Origin of the sequence: Mycobacterium interjectum (assembly GCF_900078675.2) — a bacterium.
Classification (GTDB): Bacteria; Actinomycetota; Actinomycetes; order Mycobacteriales; family Mycobacteriaceae; genus Mycobacterium; species Mycobacterium interjectum.
Genome location: NZ_LT546237.1, coordinates 4,060,945 through 4,085,286, shown reverse-complemented (window position 1 = coordinate 4,085,286; position 24,342 = coordinate 4,060,945). Strand labels below are relative to the sequence as shown.

The 24,342-nt window shown below is 69.3% G+C and carries 22 protein-coding genes, 1 tRNA gene and 3 pseudogenes; 5 read left to right on the top strand and 21 right to left on the bottom strand.

The annotated features are described in order from the left end of the window. Positions 1-85 precede the first annotated feature (85 nt). Entirely contained in the window at positions 86-1,225 is a 1,140-nt protein-coding gene (locus tag BN4348_RS54255; RefSeq protein WP_066916983.1) for a BTAD domain-containing putative transcriptional regulator, read from the top strand. A 2-nt stretch (positions 1,226-1,227) separates the two neighbouring features. On the opposite strand, the gene BN4348_RS54250 is transcribed toward BN4348_RS54255, so the two are convergent. From BN4348_RS54250 to BN4348_RS54240, 3 genes are read right to left on the bottom strand one after another with little or no spacing between them, the layout of a single operon-like run. Then, on the bottom strand, positions 1,228-1,851 hold the full coding sequence (locus BN4348_RS54250) for a maleylpyruvate isomerase family mycothiol-dependent enzyme (RefSeq protein WP_066916971.1): 624 nt from the start codon (positions 1,849-1,851) through the stop codon (positions 1,228-1,230). Further along, a complete protein-coding gene (locus BN4348_RS54245; protein WP_066916970.1) occupies positions 1,848-2,330 on the bottom strand; it encodes an SRPBCC family protein in 483 nt (160 codons plus the stop codon). Before BN4348_RS54245 ends, BN4348_RS54250 begins: the two co-directional genes overlap by 4 nt. After that, on the bottom strand, positions 2,327-2,653 hold the full coding sequence (locus tag BN4348_RS54240) for an ArsR/SmtB family transcription factor (RefSeq protein WP_066916969.1): 327 nt from the start codon (positions 2,651-2,653) through the stop codon (positions 2,327-2,329). The genes BN4348_RS54245 and BN4348_RS54240 overlap by 4 nt, the downstream gene beginning before the upstream one ends. 258 nt (positions 2,654-2,911) lie before the next feature. On the opposite strand from BN4348_RS54240, the gene BN4348_RS54235 reads away from it, so the two are divergent. Then, positions 2,912-3,376 carry a PASTA domain-containing protein gene (locus BN4348_RS54235; RefSeq protein ID WP_160040589.1) on the top strand — a complete coding sequence of 155 codons (465 nt, stop codon included), beginning with the start codon at positions 2,912-2,914 and terminating at the stop codon, positions 3,374-3,376. A 16-nt stretch (positions 3,377-3,392) separates the two neighbouring features. Here the strand turns inward: BN4348_RS54235 and BN4348_RS54230 are convergent, their stop codons facing one another. From BN4348_RS54230 to BN4348_RS54170, 13 genes and pseudogenes are all read right to left on the bottom strand, one after another. Then, a complete protein-coding gene (locus BN4348_RS54230; protein ID WP_096866217.1) occupies positions 3,393-6,629 on the bottom strand; it encodes an arabinosyltransferase domain-containing protein in 3,237 nt (1,078 codons plus the stop codon). Positions 6,630-6,632: 3 nt separating this feature from the next. Beyond that, positions 6,633-8,489: a galactan 5-O-arabinofuranosyltransferase gene (locus BN4348_RS54225; RefSeq protein ID WP_096866326.1), complete on the bottom strand. Its 1,857-nt coding sequence runs from the start codon at positions 8,487-8,489 to the stop codon at positions 6,633-6,635. Positions 8,490-8,521: 32 nt separating this feature from the next. Continuing rightward, positions 8,522-9,286: a decaprenylphospho-beta-D-erythro-pentofuranosid-2-ulose 2-reductase gene (locus tag BN4348_RS54220; RefSeq protein WP_066916965.1), complete on the bottom strand. Its 765-nt coding sequence runs from the start codon at positions 9,284-9,286 to the stop codon at positions 8,522-8,524. After that, a complete protein-coding gene (locus BN4348_RS54215; RefSeq protein WP_066916964.1) occupies positions 9,287-10,651 on the bottom strand; it encodes an FAD-binding oxidoreductase in 1,365 nt (454 codons plus the stop codon). It lies immediately after the preceding gene. Positions 10,652-10,682: 31 nt separating this feature from the next. After that, a complete protein-coding gene (locus BN4348_RS54210) occupies positions 10,683-11,048 on the bottom strand; it encodes a GtrA family protein (protein WP_096866325.1) in 366 nt (121 codons plus the stop codon). 105 nt (positions 11,049-11,153) lie between these two features. Next, positions 11,154-11,633: a GreA/GreB family elongation factor gene (locus BN4348_RS54205; RefSeq protein ID WP_066916962.1), complete on the bottom strand. Its 480-nt coding sequence runs from the start codon at positions 11,631-11,633 to the stop codon at positions 11,154-11,156. A gap of 169 nt (positions 11,634-11,802) precedes the next feature. Beyond that, positions 11,803-12,342: a 6-carboxytetrahydropterin synthase gene (locus BN4348_RS54200; protein ID WP_066916961.1), complete on the bottom strand. Its 540-nt coding sequence runs from the start codon at positions 12,340-12,342 to the stop codon at positions 11,803-11,805. 54 nt (positions 12,343-12,396) lie between these two features. Continuing rightward, positions 12,397-13,932, bottom strand: a pseudogene (locus tag BN4348_RS54195) (DUF222 domain-containing protein). A 65-nt stretch (positions 13,933-13,997) separates the two neighbouring features. Continuing rightward, positions 13,998-14,828 carry a galactan export ABC transporter permease subunit Wzm/RfbD gene (wzm, locus tag BN4348_RS54190; RefSeq protein ID WP_066916960.1) on the bottom strand — a complete coding sequence of 277 codons (831 nt, stop codon included), beginning with the start codon at positions 14,826-14,828 and terminating at the stop codon, positions 13,998-14,000. Beyond that, positions 14,825-15,733 (bottom strand): galactofuranosyltransferase GlfT1, encoded by a 909-nt coding sequence (glfT1, locus tag BN4348_RS54185; RefSeq protein WP_066916959.1) that lies wholly within the window; start codon positions 15,731-15,733, stop codon positions 14,825-14,827. Before glfT1 ends, wzm begins: the two co-directional genes overlap by 4 nt. Continuing rightward, positions 15,730-16,527, bottom strand: a complete 798-nt coding sequence (gene wzt / locus BN4348_RS54180) for a galactan export ABC transporter ATP-binding subunit Wzt/RfbE (RefSeq protein ID WP_066916958.1) — start codon at positions 16,525-16,527, stop codon at positions 15,730-15,732. Before wzt ends, glfT1 begins: the two co-directional genes overlap by 4 nt. A 10-nt stretch (positions 16,528-16,537) precedes the next feature. After that, complete coding sequence (locus BN4348_RS54175) at positions 16,538-17,074, bottom strand: bacterial proteasome activator family protein (protein WP_096866216.1); 537 nt, start codon at positions 17,072-17,074, stop codon at positions 16,538-16,540. A 14-nt stretch (positions 17,075-17,088) separates the two neighbouring features. Next, positions 17,089-19,068 (bottom strand): DUF6541 family protein, encoded by a 1,980-nt coding sequence (locus tag BN4348_RS54170; protein ID WP_066916957.1) that lies wholly within the window; start codon positions 19,066-19,068, stop codon positions 17,089-17,091. Positions 19,069-19,170: 102 nt separating this feature from the next. Here BN4348_RS54170 and BN4348_RS54165 point away from each other — a divergent pair, with 102 nt between their 5' ends. Further along, positions 19,171-20,367, top strand: a complete 1,197-nt coding sequence (locus BN4348_RS54165; RefSeq protein WP_066916956.1) for a cysteine desulfurase-like protein — start codon at positions 19,171-19,173, stop codon at positions 20,365-20,367. Between the two features lie 8 nt (positions 20,368-20,375). Here BN4348_RS54165 and BN4348_RS54160 read toward each other — a convergent pair whose 3' ends face one another. Further along, positions 20,376-21,347 (bottom strand): NAD(P)H-quinone oxidoreductase, encoded by a 972-nt coding sequence (locus BN4348_RS54160; protein ID WP_066916954.1) that lies wholly within the window; start codon positions 21,345-21,347, stop codon positions 20,376-20,378. 37 nt (positions 21,348-21,384) lie between these two features. Here BN4348_RS54160 and BN4348_RS54155 point away from each other — a divergent pair. Continuing rightward, a tRNA-Ser gene (locus BN4348_RS54155) sits at positions 21,385-21,474 on the top strand. A gap of 6 nt (positions 21,475-21,480) precedes the next feature. Here the strand turns inward: BN4348_RS54155 and BN4348_RS54150 are convergent. The 4 genes and pseudogenes from BN4348_RS54150 to BN4348_RS54135 all read right to left on the bottom strand — a co-directional run bounded on the left by BN4348_RS54150 (position 21,481) and on the right by BN4348_RS54135 (position 23,988). Then, positions 21,481-21,669 (bottom strand): hypothetical protein, encoded by a 189-nt coding sequence (locus BN4348_RS54150; RefSeq protein ID WP_066916952.1) that lies wholly within the window; start codon positions 21,667-21,669, stop codon positions 21,481-21,483. Beyond that, positions 21,669-21,872, bottom strand: a pseudogene (locus BN4348_RS54145) (hypothetical protein). The gene BN4348_RS54150 and the pseudogene BN4348_RS54145 overlap by 1 nt, the downstream one beginning before the upstream one ends. 29 nt (positions 21,873-21,901) lie before the next feature. Continuing rightward, the gene (lipE, locus tag BN4348_RS54140) at positions 21,902-23,137 is read right to left on the bottom strand and encodes a lipase LipE (protein ID WP_066916950.1); all 1,236 of its coding nucleotides are present in this window, start codon (positions 23,135-23,137) and stop codon (positions 21,902-21,904) included. Positions 23,138-23,163: 26 nt separating this feature from the next. Beyond that, the gene (locus BN4348_RS54135; RefSeq protein ID WP_066916948.1) at positions 23,164-23,988 is read right to left on the bottom strand and encodes a crotonase/enoyl-CoA hydratase family protein; all 825 of its coding nucleotides are present in this window, start codon (positions 23,986-23,988) and stop codon (positions 23,164-23,166) included. 23 nt (positions 23,989-24,011) lie between these two features. Between BN4348_RS54135 and BN4348_RS54130 the strand changes: the two are divergent. Then, positions 24,012-24,342: pseudogene (locus BN4348_RS54130) on the top strand (hypothetical protein); the annotation flags it as partial.

Sequence of the window (24,342 nt, the reverse complement as noted above, 5' to 3'; positions counted from 1 at the left end):
CGGCCCGGTGATTTGCCGCGCCCCTCCCACGAAATAAACTCCTGTGTCAAGAACGGCCCCGATGACCCAGGAGGCTGGCGGCGCGATGACGAATGCAGGTCTCGGGTTCGGTGTCTTGGGACCGTTGCTGATGACCAGCCATGGCGTGCGGGTCCCGGTCGGCGCGCCCAAGCAGCGGGCGGTGCTGGCCATGCTCTTGATCAACCGCAACCGGCCGGTGTCCGTCGACTCGTTGATCAACGCGGTGTGGGACGAGGACCCGGTGCCCGCCGCGCGCACCAGCATCCAGGCCCACGTGTCCAACCTGCGCCGGCTGCTGCGCAGCGCCGGCGTCGACCCGTACCAGGTGCTGGCGAGCGCGCCGCCGGGGTATCAACTCAGCGTCGCCGACCCCGACTGCGACCTGGGGCGCTTCACCGCCGCGAAGGTGGCGGGAAACCAGGCCGCCGCCGCGGGACGCTTCGACGAGGCCAGCCGGCACTTCTCGTTGGCGCTGGGCGAATGGCGGGGGCCGGTGCTCGACGACCTGTGCGACTATGCCTTCGTCGACGCGTTCGCCACCGCGCTGATGGAAGAAAAGGTGGCCGCCCACACCGCGCGCGCCGAGGCCGAGATCGCGTGCGGGCGCGCCGGGGAGGTGATCGGCGAGCTCGAGGCGCTCACCGCCGAGCACCCGTACCGCGAACCGCTGTGGGCGCAACTGATCACCGCCTATTACGTCACCGAGCGCCAGTCCGACGCGCTCGGCGCGTACCGGCGGCTCAAGACGGCGCTGGCCGAGGGGCTCGGTATCGACCCCGGCCGCACCGTCAGCGCCCTGCACGAGCGGATCCTGCGCCAGGAACCGTTGGGCCTGAAACGGGCCGATCTGACCACACACAAGCGCGGCGTCTACCGGCAGGAGCCGTCCACCGCGGGGATCCAGCTGGCCGAGCCGGCGCTCGCCGGGCTGCGCGACCAGACGGGACGGCTGCACCCGCTCACGGGCGCGATCACCCGGATCGGGCGCTTCACCGACAACGACGTAGTCCTCGACGACACCGACGTCAGCCGCCACCACGCCGTCATCACCGACACCGGAACCGGCTTCATGATGACCGACCTGCGGTCCACCAACGGGGTCGAGGTGCAGGGCCAGCGCATCCGCGGCAGCGCCGCCCTGGCCGACGGCGACCGGGTCCGCATCGGCGGCCACGAGTTCACCTTCGAAATCCGCTCGGGCTGAGGCTATTTCGCCAGCCGCTTGGCCAAGGTGGGCAGGCCCGGCCCGTCGAGGTCCGCCAGCGCCGCCGGCCGGCCCGCCATCGCCATCAGCAGCGCCTCGCCCGGGCCGGTGACCGCGGGCCCGCGGCCGTGGGTCCAGTCGATGTCGTTGGCGCGCAGGCGAAGTCCCCTGATCCGGCGCCCGGCGCCGAGCCGGGGGTTGCCGGGCACCAGGCCCAGCACCCGTCGCAGCCGGTCCTCGGGAACGGCGCGCGGCCGGCCCAGCGAGCGCCGGATGTCCTGATGGTGGATGGTGCCGTCGACGAGCGCGATCATGCCGCCGAAGCCCGCGGTCAGCCCCTTCGGCGTGAGGTGGTCGCGCAGAAAATCCAGCAGCTGCTGCGGGCTCAGCGCGGCGAACTCGTCGACGCCCACCTGGTTGGCCCGCACCACCCAGCCCTTCGCGAACCGCCTCAGCAGCCCCGCGGCGCCCAGCTCTTCGTAGCTGATCACGTGCGCCACAACGTCTTTGACGGTCCATTTCGAGCACAGGGTGGGTGCCGCCCAGTCCTGCGGCGCGCACGTGGCCAGGAAGTCGGCGAGGTCGGCCCGCTCGGCGTGCGCCATCGTCATCAGGGTCGCGGTCATGGGTGCGCCTCGACGCTGAGCAAACGCGCGTAGCGATCGAGATACAGCGGCCAGCCGGCGTCCCCGTCGACGCCGTCGGCGACCGACTCCCAGCCCGGGCCGTGCCGGTCCAGGTCGCGGTGTTCGAGCTCGACCCGGGTGCGTTCGCCGGACTCGGCGGTGAAGCGGACCTCGACCTCGCTGGTCTTGGACGGATCGGCTTCCACCTGCCAGGTGGGGCCGATGTCCCACGTGAACAGCACGCGGTGGGGCGGTTCGTAGACCAAGACGCGTGCCCAACGGCATTCGCTGCCGTCGACGCCGCGGTCGTAGATGTGGCCGCCCACCCGGGGCTCGAACACGGTCTCGGCGATGGGAACGGCGAGCAGGTTGTGCTCGCGCGGCTTGAAGTCGCCGAAGCGCTCGGTGAAGACGGCGAACGCTCGCTCGATCGGGGCGTTGACGACGACGTAGTGCGCGACGTTCGGTGTTCGCGTCATGACGGATCTCCCTCCATCTCCTCGACTGTTTTCGCGTAGGCGGCCAGCGCCTGGGCCCAGAACCGGTCGAGCTCGGCGCGCAACGCCTCGAGGCCGGTCGGGTCGAGCTGATAGAGGCGGCGCGTGCCGGCGGCCCGGTCGCGGACCAGGCGGGCCGACTTGAGGACCTTGAGGTGCTGCGAGACGGCCGGCCTGCTGACGGGCAGGTCGCGTGCCAGCTCACCGACCGCCGCCGGGCCGTGGGACAGACGCTCCACGATCGAGCGCCGGGTCCCGTCGGCCAACGCCAGCCAGGCAGCACCGACCGGTTGGTAAGTGGCCACGAACCGTAAGTCTAAGCTTACCGATGGGCCGTGGCAAGGCGCCCTTGGTTGGACAGGTCGCGTCAGGCTACCCTGACGATGTGAGCCTTGCGGACGCGTGGGAGCAGGCCCAACAGGCGTGGCGCCGGCTCGCCGCGCGAAGCGGGCTGCCCAGCGGCGACGGCCTCGAGACCCTGGCCGACATCGGCGCTGTGCGCCGCATGCTGGACCAGGCGGAGTTGGCTGGGGTCCGGACCTGGCTCTTATACCCATCCGTTTGTGATAGATCGGACGTGNGCCACGGAATTGGGCGTCACGCGGCAATCGGCGTGGGAACGCTGGCGGGACCTCGACGACTCCGCGCGCGGTGCCGAGCCGACGCCGGTCGGCGCTATCGCCGCGGATTTGGCGGAGGTGCGTGTCCGGGAGGCGCCGTGGAGCGCAAAGGTGACGGTGCCGAACGTCGTCGGGCTCGAGTGGGTCGCGGCCCGCGAGGCGCTCAACGACGAGGGGCTGATCGCCATGAACGCCCAACCGGACTTCCCGTCTGCGCCCGGGGACCGGGACTGGATCGTCACCGACCAGAGCCCCGAGTCCGGCGCGCGAGTCAAGTCGGGATCCGCCGTCCGGCTGTGGCTCACCGGTGACGGGGGCGCGGGCGTCCGCGAACCGCGCCGCCCGCGACCCACGCCCATATCGGCCCGCGAGATGCGGCCCGAACCTCGCGATCAAGCGGTCGGATGAGCCTCCGACAAAAAGGCTAGGTACGGCGCAGCGGGCCGGGGTTCCACAGGCCGCTGCGCGTCGCGATTCCCAGCTGCAGATCGGCGGGCTTTGCGTTGGGGTAGTACGGGGTCAGCCGTTGCAGCGAGCCCCAATCGCGGGACCAGTCGTCCTTCAGGTAGGTGGCGATGGTGGTCGCCTTCACCAAGAGCTCGGTGACGCCCAACGGGCCGCCGCCGTTGTTGTCCATCACCGGCGAGTTCGCCTCGGCGCCGAATCGGTCCGGCAGGATGCGCCATTTCGGTGTTTCGTCGACGCCGTTTTGATGGCCGAACGGTCGCTGGCAGGGGAAGGCCAGCCCGACGAGCCAGTCCAGGAACACCGGGTCCTCCGAGCCCACCACGTCCTGCAGCGTGCGCAGCTCCGGAATCCGCGGGGGCGTCAGCGCGATCCAGTGCTGCGGCGCCAGGTCGTCGTCGTCGGCGACCAGGCGGATCTGGGTGGCGGTGCTGGGGATGGCGGACAGCGCCAGCCGCAGGTTGCGCCAGGCGGGGGACGCCCCGACGTCGGCCAACTGGAATGACCCGCCGGGGTGTCCGGCGGCCGCTTGGTCGTCGGTGGCCCACTGCACCTGGACCTCGCGGGGGTCGAAGCGGCCGGCCGCGCTGACCACCAGCAGCGGCCCCGCCTTGTCGCGGGCGGGCAGGCGGTACCAGCCCGACCGCAGATGGGCGGGCAACTGGATGCCCGAGCGCCAGCTGCCGAGCACCGGCGTGCGCGCCGGGTCGAGGTTGTAGGGCAGCTGGGCCACCGAGCCGTTGATGCCCGGTGCGGGGGTGGTGCCGCCCTCGGTGCCGGCCTCCGCGCCGGTGATCAGCCTGTCGTCGCCGACGAAGCTGCGGTCGCCGGGCCGTTCCATCACCGGGTCGGCGCGGACGTCGGCGGGAATGCCGTTGGGGGTGAACGCTTCCGACAGGCCCGCGCCCAGGGCGTCGGCCGCCGTTGCGCTCACGGGCGCCAGCATGCCGGCGTTGGGGTCCTGCTCCACCAGCACGTCCTCGGCCAGGCCGCACGACTTGCCGGTCAGCGCCTCCAGGTTGGAGCGGCCCACCGTCCACGCGGGATACTGGTCGATCATCGCCAGGGTCAGCGACGCCACCTCGAAAACCACCAGGATCCACGTCGCAATTGCCAACGGGGACTGGACAATTCCGGCGACTCGCGCGCCCAGGCGGGTTTTGGGCGCGCCGTTGTCGGGATCGACGAAATGGAACCACGCCGCCATCAGCAGTACCAGCAGGGTGAGCCCGAGCAGCATGGTGGCGAAGGCGTAATGCCAGGCCGGGAACGAATTCGACCAGGGCACACCGAAATTGGACACGTACCACCAGCCGTTGACGCTGGCGAACGACAACGCCACCAAGAACAGCACCACGGCGGCGAAGACGGTGCGGTTGCGCCGTGACCGCATCGCCGCGGCCGTCACCGCGACCGCGGCGAGCGCACCCAGCGGTCCCGCGAGGCCGGCGAACACCCCGAAGTGGTGGGTCCATTTGGTCGGCGTGAACATCATCGCGACGAACGAGATGATGGTGATGCCGACGATGCGCCGGCTCGGCCCGGCCGCGGTGCCCGGAATCTTGCCCTTGCGCAACGACATTGCGACGGTTATCCCGAGCGCGAGCACCAACGCCAGCACCGCGAAGCGGCGGGCGACGGACCCGTCGGGGCTGGCCATGAACAGCCGCTCGTAGCGGAGGTGCTCGTCGAACCAGCTGAGGCTGGGCCCGACGGCGCGCTTGAGGGCGGTGGCCTGGATCTCGCCGGCCAGCGTCTGGTCGCGGAAGATCAGGATCGCGGTGACGGTGACCGCGGCCAGCAGGGGCGCCACCAGTGGTAGCGCACCGAACAGTTTGGATCTGCGGTGCAGGATCGTCCGCAGCGGCCCGATCGCGACCAGCAGCGCGCCGATCGAGGCGATGCCCGTCGGCCCGGAGAACAGGGTCAGCGCGCCGATGATGCAGGCGATGGCGACCGGCAGCAGCCGGCTGGTGGCCACCGCGCGTTCGACGGAGCACCAGGTCAGCAGGATGCCCAGGGCGATGATCGGTTCGGGACGCAGCCCGTTGTCGAGCGGCAGCCAGACCGCAAGAAACATGCCCGCCGCCGTCCACGCCGCCGCCCGGTTCCGCTTGACGGCGTGACCCAGCCGGGGCATCACTTCGCGGCTGATCACCCACCAGCACGTCAGCGCCATCGCCAGGGTGGGCAGCCGCATCCAGATGCTGGTGGTGCTGACGTGGGCCCACACCGCCAGCAGGTCGTAGTACCAGCCGAACGGGGCCTCGGGGGTGCCGAACCAGCGGTAGTAGTTGGCCATGTAGCCGGCGTGCTCGGAGACCCGCGCCATGGTCAGGATGTAGCCGTCGTCAGACGTGTTGGCGCCGACGAAATGCCACCACGCGAGCACGGCGATCACGAGGGCGTCCAGGCCGCCGACGGACCACCAGCGCGCGGGCAGGAAACGGCGGTGCCGGGTCCCGTCGGCGGTGTCGAGGACGTGCAGGGCGACCAGGGCGGCCGCCGTCAGCACCACCCCGAGGATCATCGCCGCCATCTTCAGCGTGGTCGGGCTGCTGCTGTAGCGGGTGTCGACGGTCGCCGAAAAGCTCAGGCCGGGCGGCGCCGGCCCGCTCAGGTCGGTGAAGACGCCGACGATCTGCGGCCGGAAGTCGTAGCCGCTCTTCTCCCCCCGCAGCGGCGCGCCGGGATGCTCGGCGTTGGGTCCCTGTGTCAGGCCGACGAATTCGGCGGTCACCTTCTCGGCGTGCGCGGTGAAGGTCAACCGCTGGCAGGCCGGGCTGAGCACCTCGCTCAACGGTGCGGTGACCACCGCGACGTTGCGCACCACGAGCACCAGGTAGTCGTTGGCGCGCTGGATGAGCAGGCCGCGGTCGACGGCCTTGGGGGCCTGTTTGGGCACCGTGGAGAGCAGCACCGTCTTGCCGGCGTTCTGCGGTCCCGCGAGCCCGGCGGCGGCCTGACACGGCACGGTGACGTTCAAATCGGTGGCGACGTAGCCGATCAGCGGGGCATCGACGCTGTTGAAGGTGCCATTCTGCGGCCAGTTGAGTTGTGCGGTGGTCTGGTTGACCGGCAGCAGCGGCGTGAGGATCGCCAGCAGGGCGCCGAGCAGGCCGGCGACGATAGCAACCACCCGAGCGATCCGGTAGTTACCTCCCGCGTCGTCCACGGGGGTAGATGGTAGTTCCAGCCGCTACGCCGTCGGCTTGCGGATGGCCAGCACGAACGGGCCGACGCTGTCGACGACGAAGTGCGGATCGGCGAACAGGGCCGCCGGCAGATCGACGGTGTACCGACGAACGTTGGGCTGGTTGGGGTACACGTCCTGCGCCAGCCGCAACGTGTAGTTGCTGTTCGCCCCGCGGCGCATGAGGAAGACCGTCGGTGGGGGCCACGGCGACGTGTCCAGCGCGTGGATGAATTCGTCGGCGGTCTTGAGCTTGGACCACTTCTCGATCTGGGCGGCCCGCAGGTCGAACTGTGCCAGCGGGTTGGCGTAGTGCGACGTCAGCCCCTGGAACCCCCAGTAGGGGTAGTAGGACAGGAAGCTGTAGTCGGCCGTCATCACCACGATCTGGTCGCGCGGCTTGCCGGTCACCTTGAGGATGGCGGCGTCGATGACCGGGTAGAACTTCTCGGAACTCGGCGGTCGCCGGTCGCCGCGCTGGCCGTGGCCGTCGGTGTCCGTGTAGGCGATGGTCAGATCCGGGCGCAGCACGTCGGGGATGTCCTGGCTGAACGCGATCGCCCCGGCCAGCCCGATCGCGGCGGCGACCGGCACGATCACGCGGCCGCGCGGGGCGAGGGCCGTGACGGCCTCCACGAAGCCGAACACCCCGGCCGCGACCAGCAGCACGCTCAGCGTCGGCTGCAACCGGAACGACAGCAGCGTGGTGCGCGCCAGGGTGGTCAGCATCGACAACAGCGACCACAGGTAGACGGCGAGCACGCCGATGGCCAGGGCACCGGCCCGCACCGAGGTGCCTGCCCGCACCACCAGCCACAGCGCGCCCAGCATGCAGACCGCCCCGAGCAGGGAGAACTGCAGCATCGGGAAGGTCAGTTCGGCGCCGTCGGCCGGCAGGTAGTGCAATGCGCTGCCGCTGTTGCTGACCGGGCTCGTCGCTACACGCAACACGAACGGCAGCCAGGTGGTGCTCGCGATGGCGACCGCGATGGCGGCGATGACGCCCAGCCGGCGCAGCGGGGCGAGGGCGGCGCGGAAGCCGTCCCGCCGCCAGCGCGCACCGGCCAGCAGCAGCGCCATCAGCCCCATCGTGAACGCGGTCAAGCCGAACAGCAGCGTGTACCAGGTGGCCGTCCAGCCGAGGAACAGCCCGGCGCCGATCACCGCGGCCCTGGGGGCACCTCCCGCTTGCGGGGGACCGCCGCGTTCCCCGGCCCGCAGGCCCGACCACGTCAGCACCAGCACCGGCGGCAGCAGCACCGTGATCATCGCGGAGTAGGGCTCCGGCGAACCGTAGGCCAGCGTCACCGCCGCGGTCGCGGTCGTGACGAGCAACGCGTATTCAAAGCGAATCATCCGCCACCACAGCACCAGCGCGACGGCCACCGCGATGGTGATCGACGTGATCGCCCACGGCTTGTACATCTCCCAGGCCGGCGTGCCCGTCAGCGCCGCGACGCGACCGCCGATCCAGAACCAGCCCGGCGGGTAGAACGTCGGCAGGCCGAGGGAGGTCATGTCGTGCAGGGCGGGGCTGTCCGCGAGCCGGGGCCGGTATTCGGTGCGGAACTGCTGGTCGACTGAGATGCCGAACAGGTACAGCTTCGTGGCGCCCAACGGCATGCCCAGCGTCACGACGGTGAACGCGGACAGGAACACCAGCCCGCCCAGCCGGGCCAGGACGCGACGCCCCCGGCGCCACAGCCAGCCGGCCGCGACGAGCCCGGCCAGGCAGCCGACCTGCCCGACGGTGGTCAGCGCGTGCAGCTGGTTCGACGACGGAAACGCCGGCCATTGCACGCCGTCGATCGCGATGAGCGACGGCACCGCCACGATCACGGCGACCGCCACCCCCGCGGCCATCTGGCCCAGGGTGGCCAGCGCGTTGCGCACGCTCAGATTGGCAGCTTGCGGAAGATGCTCCGCGGGATGTGTCGCAACACCATCATCACGTAACGGAATGCTGCTGGGGCCCAAACCAATTCCTTACCTTGTGCCGCCGCGGTCACCGCGAGGTTGGCGACGTACTCCTTGTCGACGGTGAGCGGGGCCTCCTTGACGTGCGCGCTCATCCGGGTACGCACCTGGCCCGGCCGGATCACCAGGACGCGAACTCCGAACTCGCGCAACGCCTCCGCCAGTCCGAGATAGAAGCCGTCCAGGCCGGCCTTGGTGGAGCCGTAGACGAAGTTGGACCGCCGCACCCGCTCCCCGGCCGCCGAGCTCATCGCGATGATCTGGCCGAAGCCCTGGGCGCGCATTTTCTCGCCCAGCAGAACGCCCACGGAAACCGCTGCGGTGTAATTGATCTCGGCGGCCAGCACGGCCTTGCGCTGGTTCTGCCACAGCTCCTCGGCGTCGCCGAGGATTCCGAACGCAACGATGGCCACGTCGACATCGCCGTCGGCGAATGCTTGGTCGATCATCTTCGGGTGGCTGTCGGGGTCAGTGGCCTCGAAGTCGATCAGCTCCACCGAGCGCGCGCCCGCGGCCTTCATCTGGGCCACCGCGTCGTCGCGACCCGGGTCGTTCGGCATGGCCGCCAGGATGATTCGGGCGTGCGCGTTTTGCAGGTAGCGCTCGCAGATGGCCAGCCCGATCTCGGAGGTGCCCCCGAGCAACAGGATCGTCTGCGGATTTCCCACGGCGTCAAGCACCATCTACAGCAGCTCCAAGCGTCGGGCCATGTCGGAGGCGAACACCCGCAGGGGATCGACCTTGCGGCGCACGGCGATCCACTCGTCGATGCGCGGATACATGGCGTGGAAGGTTTCGGCATTCACCCGCGAATCCTTGGCGGTGTAGACGCGGCCACCGAATTCCAGCACACGGCGGTCGAGTTCGTTGAGGAACTCGTTGAGCCCCGGCTTGATAGGGAAGTCGACGCACACGTTCCAGCCCGGAATGGGGAAGCTCAGCGGGGCCTGGTTGCCCGGGCCGAACAGCTTGAACACGTTGAGAAACGAGTAGTGCCCGGACTTTTGGATGTCGCGGATGATGCCCTTGAACTCCTCCACCGCGGTGGTGGGTACGACGAACTGGTACTGGCCGAAACCGGCTGGGCCATAGGCGCGGTTCCATTCGCCGAACATGTCGAGGGGGTGGTAGAACTGCGTCAGGTTCTGAATCTTGCCGCGGTAGGTGCCTGACTTGCGGTACCACAACTCGCCGATCGGCCCGAAGGTGTACTTGTTGGCCAACCCGTTGGGGAAGGCGTCGGGAAACGTGAGCAGTTGCGGCGCATCGAATTTCAGCGGATTGCGCCGCAGTTTCGGCGGCAACTGGTCGAGCTTGGCGAGCGAGCCGCGCGAAATCGCCGCGCGGCCGAGTTTCGGCGGCGCGCTGATCGTGTCGAACCACGCGCTGGAATAGGTGTAGTCGGCCTCGGTGCCGTCGCTGTGAAACGCGATGGTTTCATCCAGGCTGGCGGTGACGTCGCCGTCGGCGATGAAATACGCCGTCTCCGTCGGTGTCATCTCGACGGTGGCCCGCAGGATGATCCCGGTGAGGCCGTTGCCCCCGACCGTTGCCCAGAACAGCTCGGAGTCCTCGCCGGTCGGAGTGAGGTGGCGGACCTGGCCGTCGGCGGTCAGCAGGTCCATGCTGCGCACGTGGTTGCCGAAGCTGCCCGCGCTGTGGTGATTCTTGCCGTGGATGTCGCAGGCGATCGCGCCGCCGATGGTGACCTGCCGGGTGCCGGGCAGCACCGGCACCCACAGGCCGAACGGCAGCGCGGCCTGCATCAGCTGGTCGAGGTTGACCCCGGCATCGAGGTCGGCCAGCTTGGTGTCGGCGCTGATGTAGTGGATGGTGTTCAGCTCGGTCATGTCGATCACCAGGCCGCCGCCGTTTTGCGCGTTGTCGCCGTAGGAACGCCCCAGCCCGCGGGCGATCACGCCGCGCCCGCCCGAGTCGGCCGTGTTGGCCACGGCCTTGGCGATCTCCTCCGGGTCCGGCGTGGAAAGCACCGTCGCGGCCGACGGCGCGGTACGCCCCCAGCCCATTAGGCGCTTGGTGGTGAACATCGTCAAAGAGGGTACCGCTTGGCCAGGTCGGTCAGCGGATGCGGAAGATAACGGCTCGCTGCACGATGAAGTTGATCACCGTCGCGGTGCCCTGCGCGATCACGAACGCGACGACGGGCGCCCACCCCCGATAGTGCAGAAGCACGAGGCAGAGGTGGTTTAGCCCGACCTGCACCGAGAAGGTGATGCCGTAGAGCACCATGACCGCGACGAACCGCGCGGTGCTGGCCGCCGCCTGAAACGTCCATCGGCGATTGATCAGGTAGGCGGTGATGGTGCCGACGATGAAGCTGGTGGCCTTCGACAGGTCAACCTGCAGCCCCACCACCTTCCAGAGCACCAGGTAGAGGCTGAAGTCGACGATCCCGGCCAGACCGCCGGTGACAACGAAGCGCATCACCTGTGTCTTCAGACCCAGGTGTGGGCGCGCGGGAGCGGCGCCGGGTTCTGGGGGGATCATTGCGGCGAGTCTAACGGGGCCGTCGCCGACGGCATGGGTGAGTTAGCGGGGCAGCTTCACCGAGATGAGCTCAACCTGGTTTTCCCCCTGCGGCGTCGTGTAGGTCACCGTGTCGCCCGCCTTGTGCCCGGCCAAGGCCTGCCCCAGCGGGCTGCGGGCGGTCAACGTCTCGGCCTCGCGGCCGATGGGGGTCTCCTCGACGATGGAGATCACGTGCATCGTGACGACCTCGCCGTCGGGGAATCGCAGTGTCACCTCGGTCCCGCCGGGCAGCGTTTCCGAGTCGTCCGACGGCGAAGGCCCGCTGCGCAGTCGCCGGTCCAGCTCGTTGATCCGGTCGGCGAGGACGACGAGCTCGTCCGCGCGTTGTATCGCCTCGGCCGCGTCGCCATGGTCGCCGACCATGCCGCGGTCGTTTTTGACCTCGACCTCGAGGCGATCACGCCGCTGCTTGAGTCGGTCCAGCTCCGCGGCGAGGTTTTCCCGCGCCACGTCCACCGCCGACTTGGCCTTTTTGCTCACGTCAGTCGACCCGATCCTGTCTGTCGCCACTGCTGACCTGTAGCGCTACAGTGTTGCACCACCACCAGGCAGCCGCCACCTTACGCGAACGCAAACTTTGTTGTTCTACACATACCCAGCAGGGCGGCGGATCTACCCACGGCAGCGGGGCGGGGCACTCTCCTGTGCGCTACGCCCAGCCGCCCGCCGTCACCGGTCCCGCGGTGAGGGTGACCACGTTGTCGCGGCTTTCCCGCGCCTCGATGCGAGACACCCACACCCGGCCGCCGGTCGCCAGTGCGACGATGCGCTCGGCGGTCTCGAACGCCCAGGCCGCCGAACCCTCCATGCCGGTGTTCTCCATGATCCGCAGGTCGATGACGCCACGCTCGGCCAGCAGTTCGAACAGGTCGCGCTGCGGGTCATCCTGCGCGATCAGCGTGGTGTGGTCGAACTGGTAGCGCAGTGCCGAGCGGACCTCACCGACGGCGCCGCCGTCCACCACCATGCCGGTGCCGAGTTCGGTTTCGGCGCAGGCGAACTCGAGCTCGAACGCGCGTTCGCAGCCGTGCAGGAAGAAGCGCTTCCCCAGATTGGCCCACGAGCGATGGCAGCACGGGAGTTCGTCGAAGAGCTTGCGCATGTGGAATCGCGCGGTGCGGCCGCTCGGTGCGTCGGCCCGGTGCATGGTTGCGACGCGAACGTCGTCGTCGAAAGCAATGTGACTCATGGGTGCAGCGTCGGGTCGGCCCCTTGCTGGATCCTTGAAAGATCCTTGGCACCGCTAGAAGGGCGGTGGCTCGTAGCTGCCAGCGATCCGCTCGGCGCGTCGCGCCGCCTCCGCGGCGATGCGCGCTTCGTTCCTTCCGCGCTCCCACCTGATCCGCGCGGCGTGCTCCTGGGCGCGGGTTCTTCGGCGGGTCGGCATCATGAGTCCGCGGCCTTCACGCGGCGGGTGCGGGGCGGCGGGGAGCACCAGTGCTCCGGTCGGGACTGCCAACGCTGGAAAGAGCAGGCTGCCACCGGGTTTGGTGACGTACTCACGCCCCGTCGGCGAGGTCCACACCACGGTGCCGTCGGGCTCCTGCCGATCCCGCCATTGGATATAGAAGGTCTTGAGCAGGTGGTGGTAGCGGCAGAGCAGTTTGAGGTTCGACGGGTGGGTGGGCCCCAGCGGAAACGGCACCGTGTGGTCGATGTCGCAGATTTCGGCCGGCGCGTCGCAACCGGGGAAGCGGCAGGTCAAATCCCGAAACCGGACAAACTCGGCCAGCGCAGCCGACGGCCGATACCCCGACTCCGCCTTGGCCGGCGGAATCCACAGGGGCTTGACCTTGGCGTGCCCGGCCACCTCTCGCAGCAGCGCAGCAGGCAGCGGACCATGCCCGGCCAGATAACCGGGGACTTCCGAGTCGCCATCGACCGCAGCCTGCTCGGCGAGCACGTGAATGACTATATTCTTGCCTCCAGTGCGTTGCGGCGCAGCGCAATCCGGCCCGCCACACAGGCAGCCCAGCACCTCGGACCCGGCTGCCAAGGCACCCAGCGCGTCGGCTCGGCGCTGGGCTTTGGTGCGCGGATCCTCGCGGCACACCGTGGCGGCCAGTGCGTCGAGCTTCTGTTCGAGGGCTGCGCCGTCAGTGGCGTGCAACTGTGCCCACACACCGGCCAGCCCCGGGTCGGTGGACGCGATATCGACGTAGCGATTTTCGTTGCGGGGGCCGGGCACCCGCACCCCGGCGGGGTCGTATCGCGCCACCCACATGTCGATGCGCTCGGCGGTCCTGGGCCCGGACAGGCGCATCCACTTCGGGGCGTGGCGGGCCACCGCGGCGTCGATCTTGGCGATCAACTCCGCGTCGTGGACCACCTCGGTGCGCGTCACCAGCGCCGCTACCAGCCGGAAATCGATGTCGCCCCGCGCAAACACCTCCGCCACCCGGGGCAGCCGCTCACGCAGGGCGATCGCATGCCGCAACCGCCCCCGGGCGCGGCCACGGCTGATCCGCAGCGCCGCGGCGACCTCGGCGACCACGTTCTCGTAACCGTCGACGGCACAGCTGAACCGCTAGGAGTCGTCGTCGCGCGCCCGNCGCCCCCGGGCGCGGCCACGGCTGATCCGCAGCGCCGCGGCGACCTCGGCGACCACGTTCTCGTACCCGTCGACGGCCCAGCTGAACCGCTCGGAATCGTCGTCGGGCGCCCGTCGCGCGTACAGCTCACCGATGGCGGCCAACTCCCGGGCGCACGCCACGTTCTGTGCGCGCCCGGCATCGGTGATGGCATCCATCACCCCGGCGTCGGCCACGGTATCGAACATACGTTCGAGTATGTCACGGGGGTCTGACACGGGTTAGGGACCCGGATCCCCCACGGCGCCTGGGGTTAGACCCAGTACGGCACCCTGGCGCGGTATTGCCGCATCGCGAACGCGGCCAGCAGCCAGCCGACGGCCGTGAGCACCAAGACCACCACCCAGTGCCGCAGTTCCTGGTGGCCGCCCAGCAACGGTGTCCGAACGATGTCGAGGTAGTGCAGCAGCGGGTTGAGCTCGATGATGCTCGCCCAGCGCCCGGCGCCCTGCGCCCGCAGCGTCTCGTCGTTCCAGATGATCGGCGTCATGTAGAACAGCAACTGCACAACCGAGAACAGCAGGGGACCGATGTCGCGGTAGCGGGTCGCCAGGATGCCGAAACACAGCGACACCCAGATGGAATTCAGCACGATCAACCCCAGCGCCGGGATGACCGAGAGATCGGCCCACGACCACGGCTTGGGGAAGATGATGGCGACGACGACGTAGATGGCGATGTTGTGCGCGAACAGGATCATCTGCCGCCACACCAGCCGGTAGACGTGCACGCTCAGCGGCGTCGGCAGCTGCTTGATCAGCCCCTCGTTCGCGACGAACACCTCGGAGCCCTCCAGGATGGCGGCGTTGATCATGTTCCAGATGATCAGCCCGAGCGTGACGTAGGGCAGGTGCACCGCCAAATCCAGGTGGAACAGCTTGGAATACAACGCGCCCAGCGCGACCGCGGTGGTGCCGGTGGCGATGGTGATCCAGAACGGCCCCAGCACGGAGCGGCGGTAGCGCTGCTTGATGTCCTGCCAGCCCAGGTGCAGCCACAGCTCGTGACGGCGGAAGCCGTCGAGCAGGTCGCTGCGGGCGCGCGCAAACGTCCGCGACTGTGCCGCCGCGTCGATGAATGTCATGCCAACCCTCCCGGCTTCCCGAATCGCTCGCGACGCCCCAAGCGGCGCAACCGAATCCACTCGACCAGGCCCTTGGGGTCGTGGCGGGTCACCAGGAAGAACCAGCCGAATCGGACCCACTCCTGGAACAGGAGCTTGCGCAGGCCGGGCTGCGCCATCAGGTAGCCGCGGTTGCGGTAGGTGAAGAACCGCTTGGCGTCGTCGTCGGGGTACTGGGTGTGCATCCGGCCGCCCAGGATCGGCTTGAACTCGTCGGATCCGCACGGGTGTAGGTAGACCGCGTCCAGGCAGGTGCCGAACGGCAGGCCGGAGCGAACCAGCCGGCGATGCATCTCCACCTCGTCACCGCGAACGAACAGCCGCAGGTCCGGAACGCCGATCGATTCCAGCGTCGACGCCCGGAACAGCGCGCCGTTGAACAACGACGCGATGCCGCGCAGCAGATCCTGGCCCGCTTCGGTGCGCAATTCGCTTGTGCGCCTGCGCCACACCAGGCCGCGGCGCAGCGGAAACGCGAGCCGCTGCGGGTCGTCGGAGTTGCACACCATCGGCGACACCTCGGCCAGGGCGTACTTCTCGGCGCAGGCCAGCAGCGTCGCCAGCACGCGCGAGTCCTGCGGGCGCCCGTCGTCGTCGGCGAGCCAGACCCAGTCGGCCCCCTGCGCCAGCGCGTGCAGCATGCCGAGCGCGAAACCCCCTGCGCCGCCGAGGTTTCGGTGCGAGCCGAGGTAGGTCGTCGGAATGGGTTGCCCGGCAACCAGATCCCGGACCCGGTCGTCACCGTCGTTGTCGACCACGATCAGGTGATCGGGCAGCCGGCTTTGTGTGCTGAGCACGTCCAGCGACTTGGCCAGCTCGTCGGGGCGCCGGTGGGTGACCACGACGGCGAAGACGGTGTCGCTCACGGCTGTCCGGCGGTCTCGGCCAGCACCTCGCGCACGTGCCGCGCCGCGTCCTCGCCCTCGTAGGCGCGCACCACGTCCTCGATGCCGCCGGTCATGCGGATGACGCCGTGGTCGATCCACATCGCCGTCTTGCACAGCCGGGCGAGGAATTCGTTGGAATGGCTGGCGAATACCAGGATTCCGGAGCGCTCCACCAGCTTCTGCAATCGGGTCTGGGCCTTCTTCAGGAAGTCGGCATCGACCGCGCCGATGCCCTCGTCGAGCAGCAGGATCTCGGGGTCGATGCTGGTGACCACGCCCATCGCCAGCCGGACCCGCATCCCGGTGGAGTAGGTGCGCAGCGGCATCGACAGGTAGTCGCCCAGCTCGGTGAACTCGGCGATCTCGTCTACCTTCGACATCATCTGCTTTCGCGTCTGGCCCAGGAACAGCCCGCGGATGATGATGTTCTCGTAGCCGGAGATCTCGGGGTCCATGCCGACCCCGAGGTCGAAGACCGGCGCGACCCGGCCGGTGACCTTCGCCCAGCCGCGGGTGGGCTCGTAGATGCCCGAAAGTAGCCGCAGCAGCGTCGATTTCCCGGCCCCGTTGTGGCCGACGAGCCCGACCCGGTCACCCAGCTCGAGCGTCATGGTGATGTCTCGCAGCGCCTCGATGACGACGACGTTGGAGTTGTTGCGACCGATCGTGCCGCCGGCCTTGCCCAGGACGGCCTTCTTCAAAGACCGCGACTTGGCGTCGAAGATGGGAAATTCCACCCACGCGTCGCGCGTCTCGATGTGAGGCCCGGGCACCGTCGGCTACTTACAGGTATTGACCGTGTCCGGACCCGGTGCCCGGCTTGCCGATGCCCGGGGGCAGGGCGCCCTGGCGCATCTGCTCCAGCTGCGCGCGGGCGGCCATCTGCTGTGCGAACAGCGCGGTCTGAATGCCGTGGAACAGCCCCTCCAGCCAGCCGACCAGCTGCGCCTGCGCGATGCGCAATTCGGCGTCCGACGGCGCGGTGTCCTCGCTGAACGGCAGCGTGAGCCGATCGAGCTCCTCGCGCAGCTCCGGCGCGAGGCCGTCTTCGAGCTCGCGGATGCTCGTGGCGTGGATGTCGCGCAGCCGGTTGCGGCTGGCCTCGTCCAGGGGTGCGGCGCGCACCTCCTCGAGCAGTTGCTTGATCATGGTGCCGATCCGCATCACCTTGGCCGGCTGCTCGACCAGGTCGGTCAGGGAGCGCTCGTCGGAGTCGTCCTCGGCGTCGCGGAGCGCCATGATCCGCGGGTCGACGCCGCCGATGACCTCGATGCCGTCGGCGTCCGGGCCGTCGTTGCCGTTAGTCAATGCATTCACCATCCTCTTTGGGGACTTTAAGGGTGTGGCGCCGCGGCGTCTGGGCGCCACTCGTAGATTCGAGCCCCACCGTTGTCGTAGATCATCGTCCACGACGTCGATTTATCCAGAGAGACTAGCCCGTCGGGCGTGGCAAACCCTCTGACGTTGGGCGTGCTGGTCAAGATGTACCTGATATTGAGCGCTTTAATCGCCTCGACCACCTTGGGATCCGCTTCGCCTTTGCGCGCCGAGGTCCAGAAGATGTAGCGGTAATAGCCGGGGCCGGTCTGCTGCGGGAAGTCGTAGTGCGTCCACAGCGGGTGCAGGTCGGCCACTGCGTACATCCAGGTGGTGCCGTCGACGTTGGAGTCGCCGATCAGCGTGTCGTGCGCGCCGGGCAGCGTGGCCAGGTAGGCCATCGCCATGAGGTCCCGCTGATCGATCATCACCGAGTCGTATTTGTCACCGAACAGGACGATGTGCCGGTACAGGTAGTGCCGGGCGGTGAGCACGGTGGCCAGCAGAAGAAGGACCGCCGTGGCGGCGGTCCAGACCGGGGAGCGTAGCTGTTTGAACCGGTCGGTGACATGCCTGGCCACCCCCACCACGACAGCCACGATCGCGAACAGCGCGATGGCCGCCATCGGCGTCACCAGCATCGTCACCACCGCCGCCAGGCGCCGCGGATCGTTGTAGAAGAACTGGCTGAACTCCTCGATGGCGCGGCCCGCGGGATTGCGAAACGGCGCCCCCGAGTAGATCGTCGCCACGGTCAGCACCAGCCAGACGGCCGGGGGCCACCAGATCCGCTTGTACAGCAGGATCGCCATGCCGAGGTAGATCAGCACCAGCAACCCGTACTGGGTGGGGAAGTCGTTGAGGTGGCGGGTGTGCAGGAGCAGCGCGTCGATGACGCCCTGCTTCGCGCTCTTGAAGCTGGGGAACGCGTGCCCGGCGATGATGTCGGCCTGCCGGAGCACCCCGATGAACTGCGGGGCCAGCACCAGGCCCGTCGGCACGGCCACGGCCGCCAGGGTCAGCACGTCGGGCAGGCGGCCCCGCACCGGGTGCCACAGGGCGTCCAGGAGCCACCAGCCCACCAGGAACAGGATGACGACGAACCCGCCGGTCAGGTGCATCGACAGCACGCCCACCAGCGCCAGCACCGCCGCCGGAATGCGGTCGCGGTGCCGCAACGTCGAGGCGATCAGGACAAACGTCGGGATCGCGACCCCGTAGGCGGCCAGGTTGGGCATCGCGGCGACGCCGAACTCGACGTAGGGGACCGAGGTGAACGACGCCGACAGCGCCGCGGCGGTGGCCGAGACGGCGGCCGTGCGCCATTGGGTGCTGATCGGGCGCAGCAGGAACCAGGTGAGCGTGGCGGCGCTGGAGGGAAACAGCCACACCGACGCGGCCAGCGAAGTCAGGGTGTAGCCGGTGGTGGGCGCCGCACCGGTGAGCTGACAGTAGATGGCGGTCAGCGCGTGAAAGACCGACGGGTAGTACAGCGGCTGGTGGGTCTCGACGTTGCGCAGCTCGCCCATGTGGGTGGAGGACGCCTGGCCGGTGTCGAGGATGTAGCGCACCTCGTTGGCGTGCCAGGCCGCGTCCCAGGTGCTGGGGATCGACTGCCAGTGCGTGAGCCCGCGGTAGCCCGCCCACATGATGAGCGCGGCGCCCAGCAGCACGCCGGCGGCCACCAGTGCCGCCGGCCACGCCCCGATTCCGCGGGTCCCTTTTTCCTCGGCGTCGCCGCGCTGGTAGCGGGCCAGCAGCAGCTGCAAACCCGTCGCCGCCAGGCACACCACCGCGAGCGTCGCCAGCGCAGTCCAACCGTTCCACGGGATCCCGAGCGCTCCGAAGGGGATAATCGCCAGCGCCACAACGCCATAGGTCAGCGCCGGGCCGACCGCGATGGCCACCGGCCAGGTTTGCTGGTTGATGCGCGCGACTATCACACCCGGTGCGATCAGCAAGAACAGTGCGATCAGCGTTCCGGTCCACAGGCCCACTCGACTAGTATGGCTGCCCGGGTGACCCGGCTTGCCAATGCCTGAAGGGCACCCGCTACCGTCACAATTTTCGCGGAACTGCGAAGCTCTAAGGTGGCTGGCATGGCTTACGACGTCGCCCGGGTGCGCGGACTGCATCCGTCGCTGGGTGACGGATGGGTGCACTTCGACGCGCCGGCCGGCATGCTCATCCCGGATTCCGTTGCGACCACGGTGTCCACGGCGTTTCGCCGGTCGGGCGCCACCACCTCCGGCGCGCACCCGTCGGCCCGGCGCAGCGCCGCGGTGCTCGACGCGGCGCGGGCCGCGGTGGCCGATCTGTTCAACGCCGACCCGGCGGGCGTCGTGCTGGGCGCCGATCGCGCCATCCTGTTGTCGTCGCTGGCCGAGGCGTCGTCCTCGCGGGCCGGCCTCGGCTACGAGGTGGTGGTCAGTCGGCTCGACGACGAGGCCAACATCGCACCGTGGTTGCGGGCCGCCCACCGCTACGGCGCCAAGGTGAAGTGGGCCGAGATCGACATCGAGACCGGCGAGCTGCCGACCTGGCAGTGGGAAAGCCTGATCGGGAAGTCGACCCGGCTGGTCGCGGTCTCGACGGCGTCGGCGACGCTGGGCACGGTCACCGACCTGCGGGCGATGACCAAGCTGGTGCACGACGTCGGCGGCCTGGTGGTGGTCGACCATTCCGCCGCCGCCCCCTACCGGTTGCTCGACGTCAAGGAGACCGACGCCGACGTGGTGGCGGTGAACGCCCTCGCCTGGGGCGGCCCGCCGGTCGGGGCGCTGGTGTTCCGCGACCCGGGAACGATCCGCACCTTCGGCACCGTCTCGACCGACCCCAACGCCGCCGGCCCGGCGCGCCTGGAGCTCGGTGCCCACCAGTTCGGTCTGCTGGCCGGCGTGGTCGCCAGTATCGAGTACCTGGCGGCGCTCGACGAGTCCGCGCGCGGCACCCGCCGTGAACGTCTGTCGGTCTCGACGCAGTCGGCCACCGCGTACCTGAACCGGGTGTTCGACTACCTGATGGTGTCGCTGCGGTCCCTGCCGCTGGTGATGGTCATCGGCCGTCCCGAGGCGCGGATACCGGTCGTCAGCTTCGCCCTGCAGGACGTCCCGGCCGAACGCGTGGTGCAGCGCCTTGCGGACAACGGAATCCTGGCCATCACCAACGAGAGCTCACGCGCGCTCGACGTGCTGGGCGTCAACGACGTGGGCGGCGCCGTCACCGTCGGGCTGGCGCATTACTCGACGACGGCCGAGGTCGACCAGCTGGTGCGCGCGCTGGCGTCGCTGGGCTGAGCGCGCCGCTAGACGGTCAGCACGATCTTTCCGGTCACCTTGCCGCCCACCAGCTGTTGGTGCGCCGCACCGGCCTGCTGGATGGGCAGGCGCGCGCCGATGATCTCTCGGACCCGGCCCTCGGCGATCATCGGCCACACCGATGCCCGCACCGCCTGCACGATCTCGGTCTTGCTGTTCGGCCCGCTCACCGGCCGGGCCCGCAGCGTGGTGCCGATGACCCGGGCCCGCTTGGCCAGCAGCTTGCCGATGTTGAGCTCGCCCTTCACCCCGCCCTGCATGCCGATGATGACCAGCTGCCCGTCGGTGGCCAGGGCGTCGATATTGCGGTCCAGGTAGGAGGCGCCCATGATGTCGAAAATCACGTCGGCGCCGCCGGTCTCCTCCCGCAATCGGGCGACGAAGTCCTCGTCGCGGTAATTGATGGTGATCTCGGCGCCCAGCTCGCGGCAGAATTCGAGTTTCTCCGCCGAGCCGGCGGTGACGGCCACCCGCGCGCCCAGCGCACGCGCGACCTGGATCGCGTGGCTGCCGATGCCGCTGCCCCCGCCGTGCATCAGCAACACCTGGCCCTTGCCCAGATGGGCGACCATCACCAGGTTCGACCACACCGTGCACGCCACCTCCGGCAACCCGGCGGCGTCGACGAGGTCCACGCCGTCGGGAACCGGCAGCACCTGGCCGGCCGGCGCGGCGACGTATTCGGCGTAGCCGCCGCCGGCCAGCAAGGCGCAAACCTCTTGTCCCGCAGACCAATCCGTGACGCCCTCGCCCGCGTCGGCGACCACCCCCGACACCTCCATGCCGATGATGTCGCTGGCGCCCGGCGGGGGCGGGTACTTGCCGGCGGCCTGCAGCACGTCAGCGCGATTGACGCCGGCCGCGGCGACCTTGAGCAGCACCTCGCCGGGCCCCGCCGCGGCGTCGGGTACTTCCTGCCAGGACCGTTGATCGGGGGATTCGGCGACGATGGCGCGCATGGGGGCAACGCTACCGAGCCCCGTTACCCTTATCAGCGGTGGCGTGGCAGAGCGGCCTAATGCACTCGCCTTGAAAGCGAGAGACGGCCAAAACCGTCCGGGGGTTCAAATCCCTCCGCCACCGCCAACCGGGTCAGTGCAGGGTCGGCGCGTACCGAAGCACGGCGCCGACGCCGTCGGCCGGTGCGACGCGCTCGCCGGCGTGCAGCAGCGCCGCCCCCACCGACACCGCGAACATCGGCAGCGCCTCGTCGGCCCGCAGCGTCTTGGCGGGCTCGGCGCCCTGCTCAGACAGTTGCCCCGCTCGCGGGGAGACAAACACTAGTAGCTTCGATCGCCCTCGCTGTAATCGAAGGAATGCCATACGCCGTCCTGCTCGACCTCCATGCGCCAGCCCAGTTCGTTGCCCTCGACCGCGTCGTCTTTGCTTGTCTAGAAACCACGCGCTGCTGCCTTGTCAGCGCTGTCGATCTCCTTGGTCGCGACGACGTCGCCCTTGGGGTTGAGCACTCGGTAGGTGGCCATGCCCCCAATGTTCCCACCGCCGGGAGGGCTCAACCGGTCGGAATCTCGGCGGTGATCGTGTCCATCAGGGCGGTGTAGCGGCGGATTTCGGGATCGCGGCCGGGCTTGCCGCTGCTGATCACGCCGGCGGCCATGCTGCGCTCGGGGTCGGCCCAGATCGCGATGTTGGCCAGGCCGAGGTTGCCGAACGCCTTCGGCGCGTTGCGCCCGAACGGCCCGAAGCGCTTGGTGCCCAGCATGTATCCGGTGCCCCAGCGGGCCGGCTGCAGGCCGAGGGCGAAATCCGGCCGCAGCCGTCGGCACTCCTGCACCGCGCCGTACATCCGCTCCGGGCTGATGATCCGCACCCCGTCGAGTTCCCCACCGCGACGCCACATTTCGGCGAAGCGCGACAGCTCGTTGGCGGTCGAGATGGTGTTGGACGAGGGCACCACGGTGGACAGGAACGCCGGGGTGTTGGTGTACGGGATGATCTCGTGCACGGTTCCGCCGATCGCCTTGCGGAAGATCGCCGCGATCACCGGCGGCAGGGGCTTGCCGGTGGCGTGGCTGGGCGCCACCAACGGGATGTCCTCCTTGGCGACGCCGAAATTGGTCCAGCGGAAGCCCAGCGGGTCGAGGATCTCGGTGGCCAGGATTTCGCGGATGTCCTTACCCGTGGCGGCATAGACGATTTCGCGCATCAGCGGGCCCCAGGTGAGCGCGTGGTAGATGTGCACCAGGCCCGGCCGATAGAGCGGCCGCAGCTTGCCGAGCTGCTCCTGCGCGTACTCGTGGTCGTCCGCCCGGCGCAGGTCCGGCTTGGGTCCGGTGGGGAAGGGGACGCCCGCGCTGTGGGTCAACACGTGCCGGATCGTGGTGCGGTGCTTGCCGTGGCTGGTGTAGCTCGGGATGTACTCGCAGACCCGGTCATCGAGCGAGAAGTGCCCCTGTTCGACGAGCATGTGCACGACGGTCGCGGTGATGCCCTTGGCCGCCGAGTACACGCAGAACGGTGTGTCGGTGGTGACGGGCTTCTTCTCCGCGTCGGGCGGATCGGTGGGCGCGTTGCCCCAGCCGTGGCCGATGGCGCGGTTCAGCACGACGCGACCGCGGTGCCGGATGGCCACCTGGATGGCGGGGTGGAAGCCGGCCTGGTACCAGTGCCGGGCCGCCTGCCAGACGCGCTCGACGGCCGCGCTGTCGATCTGCGAGTGGTCCTCGTCGCCGATCGCCGTCACGGCGTCCAGGTCGGTCGGGACGCGGATTCTGCCGTCGGGAGTCACTTCAGCGAGAGTAGCCGAGCGGTGCGCTACTCCCCGGTGAACTGCGGCGGGCGCTTGGCGAACGTCGCCGAGATGCCCTCGGTCAGGTCCTTGGACGGCAGGAACGCCGCGTTCCAGGCCGCGACGTAGCGCAGGCTCTCCGACACCGCCGCGATGCGCTGCTGGTCGAGGACGTCCTTGATGCCGTTGACCGTCAGCGGCGGATTGGCCGCGATCTCGGCGGCGGTGGCGTGGGCGGCGGCCAGCGTGGCGTCGGCGTCGGGGTAGACGTCGTTGACCAGACCGATCTTCTCGGCGCGGGCCGCGTCGATGTCCTTACCGGTGAGCGCCAACTCCCGCAGGTGTCCGTCGTTCAGGATCAGCGGCAGCCGGGCGAGGCTGCCGACGTCGGCGACGATGGCGAGCTTGACCTCCCGCACGGAGAACTTGGCGTCGGCGCTGGCGTAGCGGATGTCCACCGCGGAGATCAGGTCGACGCCGCCGCCGATGCACCAGCCGTGCACCGACGCGATGGTCGGCGTCCGGCAGTCGGCGATGGCCGTGATCGCGCCCTGCATGCGCTTGACCTCGCGGTGGAAATCCGCGCGCGGGCCGGCCAGCGCGTCCCCGGACAGCAGCGGGGCGAACGACCCGCCCATCGCGGGCACGTCCAGGCCGTAGCTGAAGTTCTTGCCCGATCCGGTGATGACGATCGCCCGCACGTCGCGGTCGGCGTCCAGCGCCGCGAACACCTCCGGCATCTCCGACCAGAACGCGGGACCCATCGCGTTGCCCTTGCCCGGCCCGATCAACGTCACCTGAGCAACCTGGTCCTTGGTTTCAATGGTGACGGATTCGTATGTTTCGCCCATCAGCAGACCGTAGCGTGGCAAACATGGCTCCCGATCTGCGACCCGGACCTCATTCCCCGCCCACCGACGAGCTGCACAGCGCCGAGGACACGCTGGGGGTGTTGCAGCGCGTGCTGCACCCGATCGCCGCCGACGACCTGACCCGCCAAACGCCGTGCAGCGAGTTCGATGTCACGCGGCTGACCGCGCACCTGCTGAAGTCGATCGCCGGCCTCGGCGGCATGGTGGGCGCGCAGCTGCCGGAGCGCGACGACGGCGATTCGGTGGAGCGGCAGGTCATCGCCGCGGCCCGGCCCGCCCTGGACGCGGTGTCTTCTAACGCTCACGCTGGGGATGAGGGACAGGTCTGTGGGT

What these genes read in the sequence shown, in the direction of transcription:
- BN4348_RS54255 (WP_066916983.1), top strand. Translation starts at nt 86, where the DNA reads ATGACGAATGCAGGTCTCGGGTTCGGTGTCTTGGGACCGTTGCTGATG.
- BN4348_RS54250 (WP_066916971.1), bottom strand. Translation starts at nt 1,851, where the DNA reads ATGACCGCGACCCTGATGACGATGGCGCACGCCGAGCGGGCCGACCTC.
- BN4348_RS54245 (WP_066916970.1), bottom strand. Translation starts at nt 2,330, where the DNA reads ATGACGCGAACACCGAACGTCGCGCACTACGTCGTCGTCAACGCCCCG.
- BN4348_RS54225 (WP_096866326.1), bottom strand. Translation starts at nt 8,489, where the DNA reads ATGGCCGCGGGGGTGGCGGTCGCCGTGATCGTGGCGGTGCCGTCGCTC.
- BN4348_RS54220 (WP_066916965.1), bottom strand. Translation starts at nt 9,286, where the DNA reads ATGGTGCTTGACGCCGTGGGAAATCCGCAGACGATCCTGTTGCTCGGG.
- BN4348_RS54215 (WP_066916964.1), bottom strand. Translation starts at nt 10,651, where the DNA reads ATGTTCACCACCAAGCGCCTAATGGGCTGGGGGCGTACCGCGCCGTCG.
- BN4348_RS54210 (WP_096866325.1), bottom strand. Translation starts at nt 11,048, where the DNA reads ATGCGCTTCGTTGTCACCGGCGGTCTGGCCGGGATCGTCGACTTCAGC.
- BN4348_RS54200 (WP_066916961.1), bottom strand. Translation starts at nt 12,342, where the DNA reads ATGAGTCACATTGCTTTCGACGACGACGTTCGCGTCGCAACCATGCAC.
- wzm (WP_066916960.1), bottom strand. Translation starts at nt 14,828, where the DNA reads ATGACATTCATCGACGCGGCGGCACAGTCGCGGACGTTTGCGCGCGCC.
- BN4348_RS54175 (WP_096866216.1), bottom strand. Translation starts at nt 17,074, where the DNA reads ATGGTGAATGCATTGACTAACGGCAACGACGGCCCGGACGCCGACGGC.
- BN4348_RS54165 (WP_066916956.1), top strand. Translation starts at nt 19,171, where the DNA reads ATGGCTTACGACGTCGCCCGGGTGCGCGGACTGCATCCGTCGCTGGGT.
- BN4348_RS54160 (WP_066916954.1), bottom strand. Translation starts at nt 21,347, where the DNA reads ATGCGCGCCATCGTCGCCGAATCCCCCGATCAACGGTCCTGGCAGGAA.
- BN4348_RS54135 (WP_066916948.1), bottom strand. Translation starts at nt 23,988, where the DNA reads ATGGGCGAAACATACGAATCCGTCACCATTGAAACCAAGGACCAGGTT.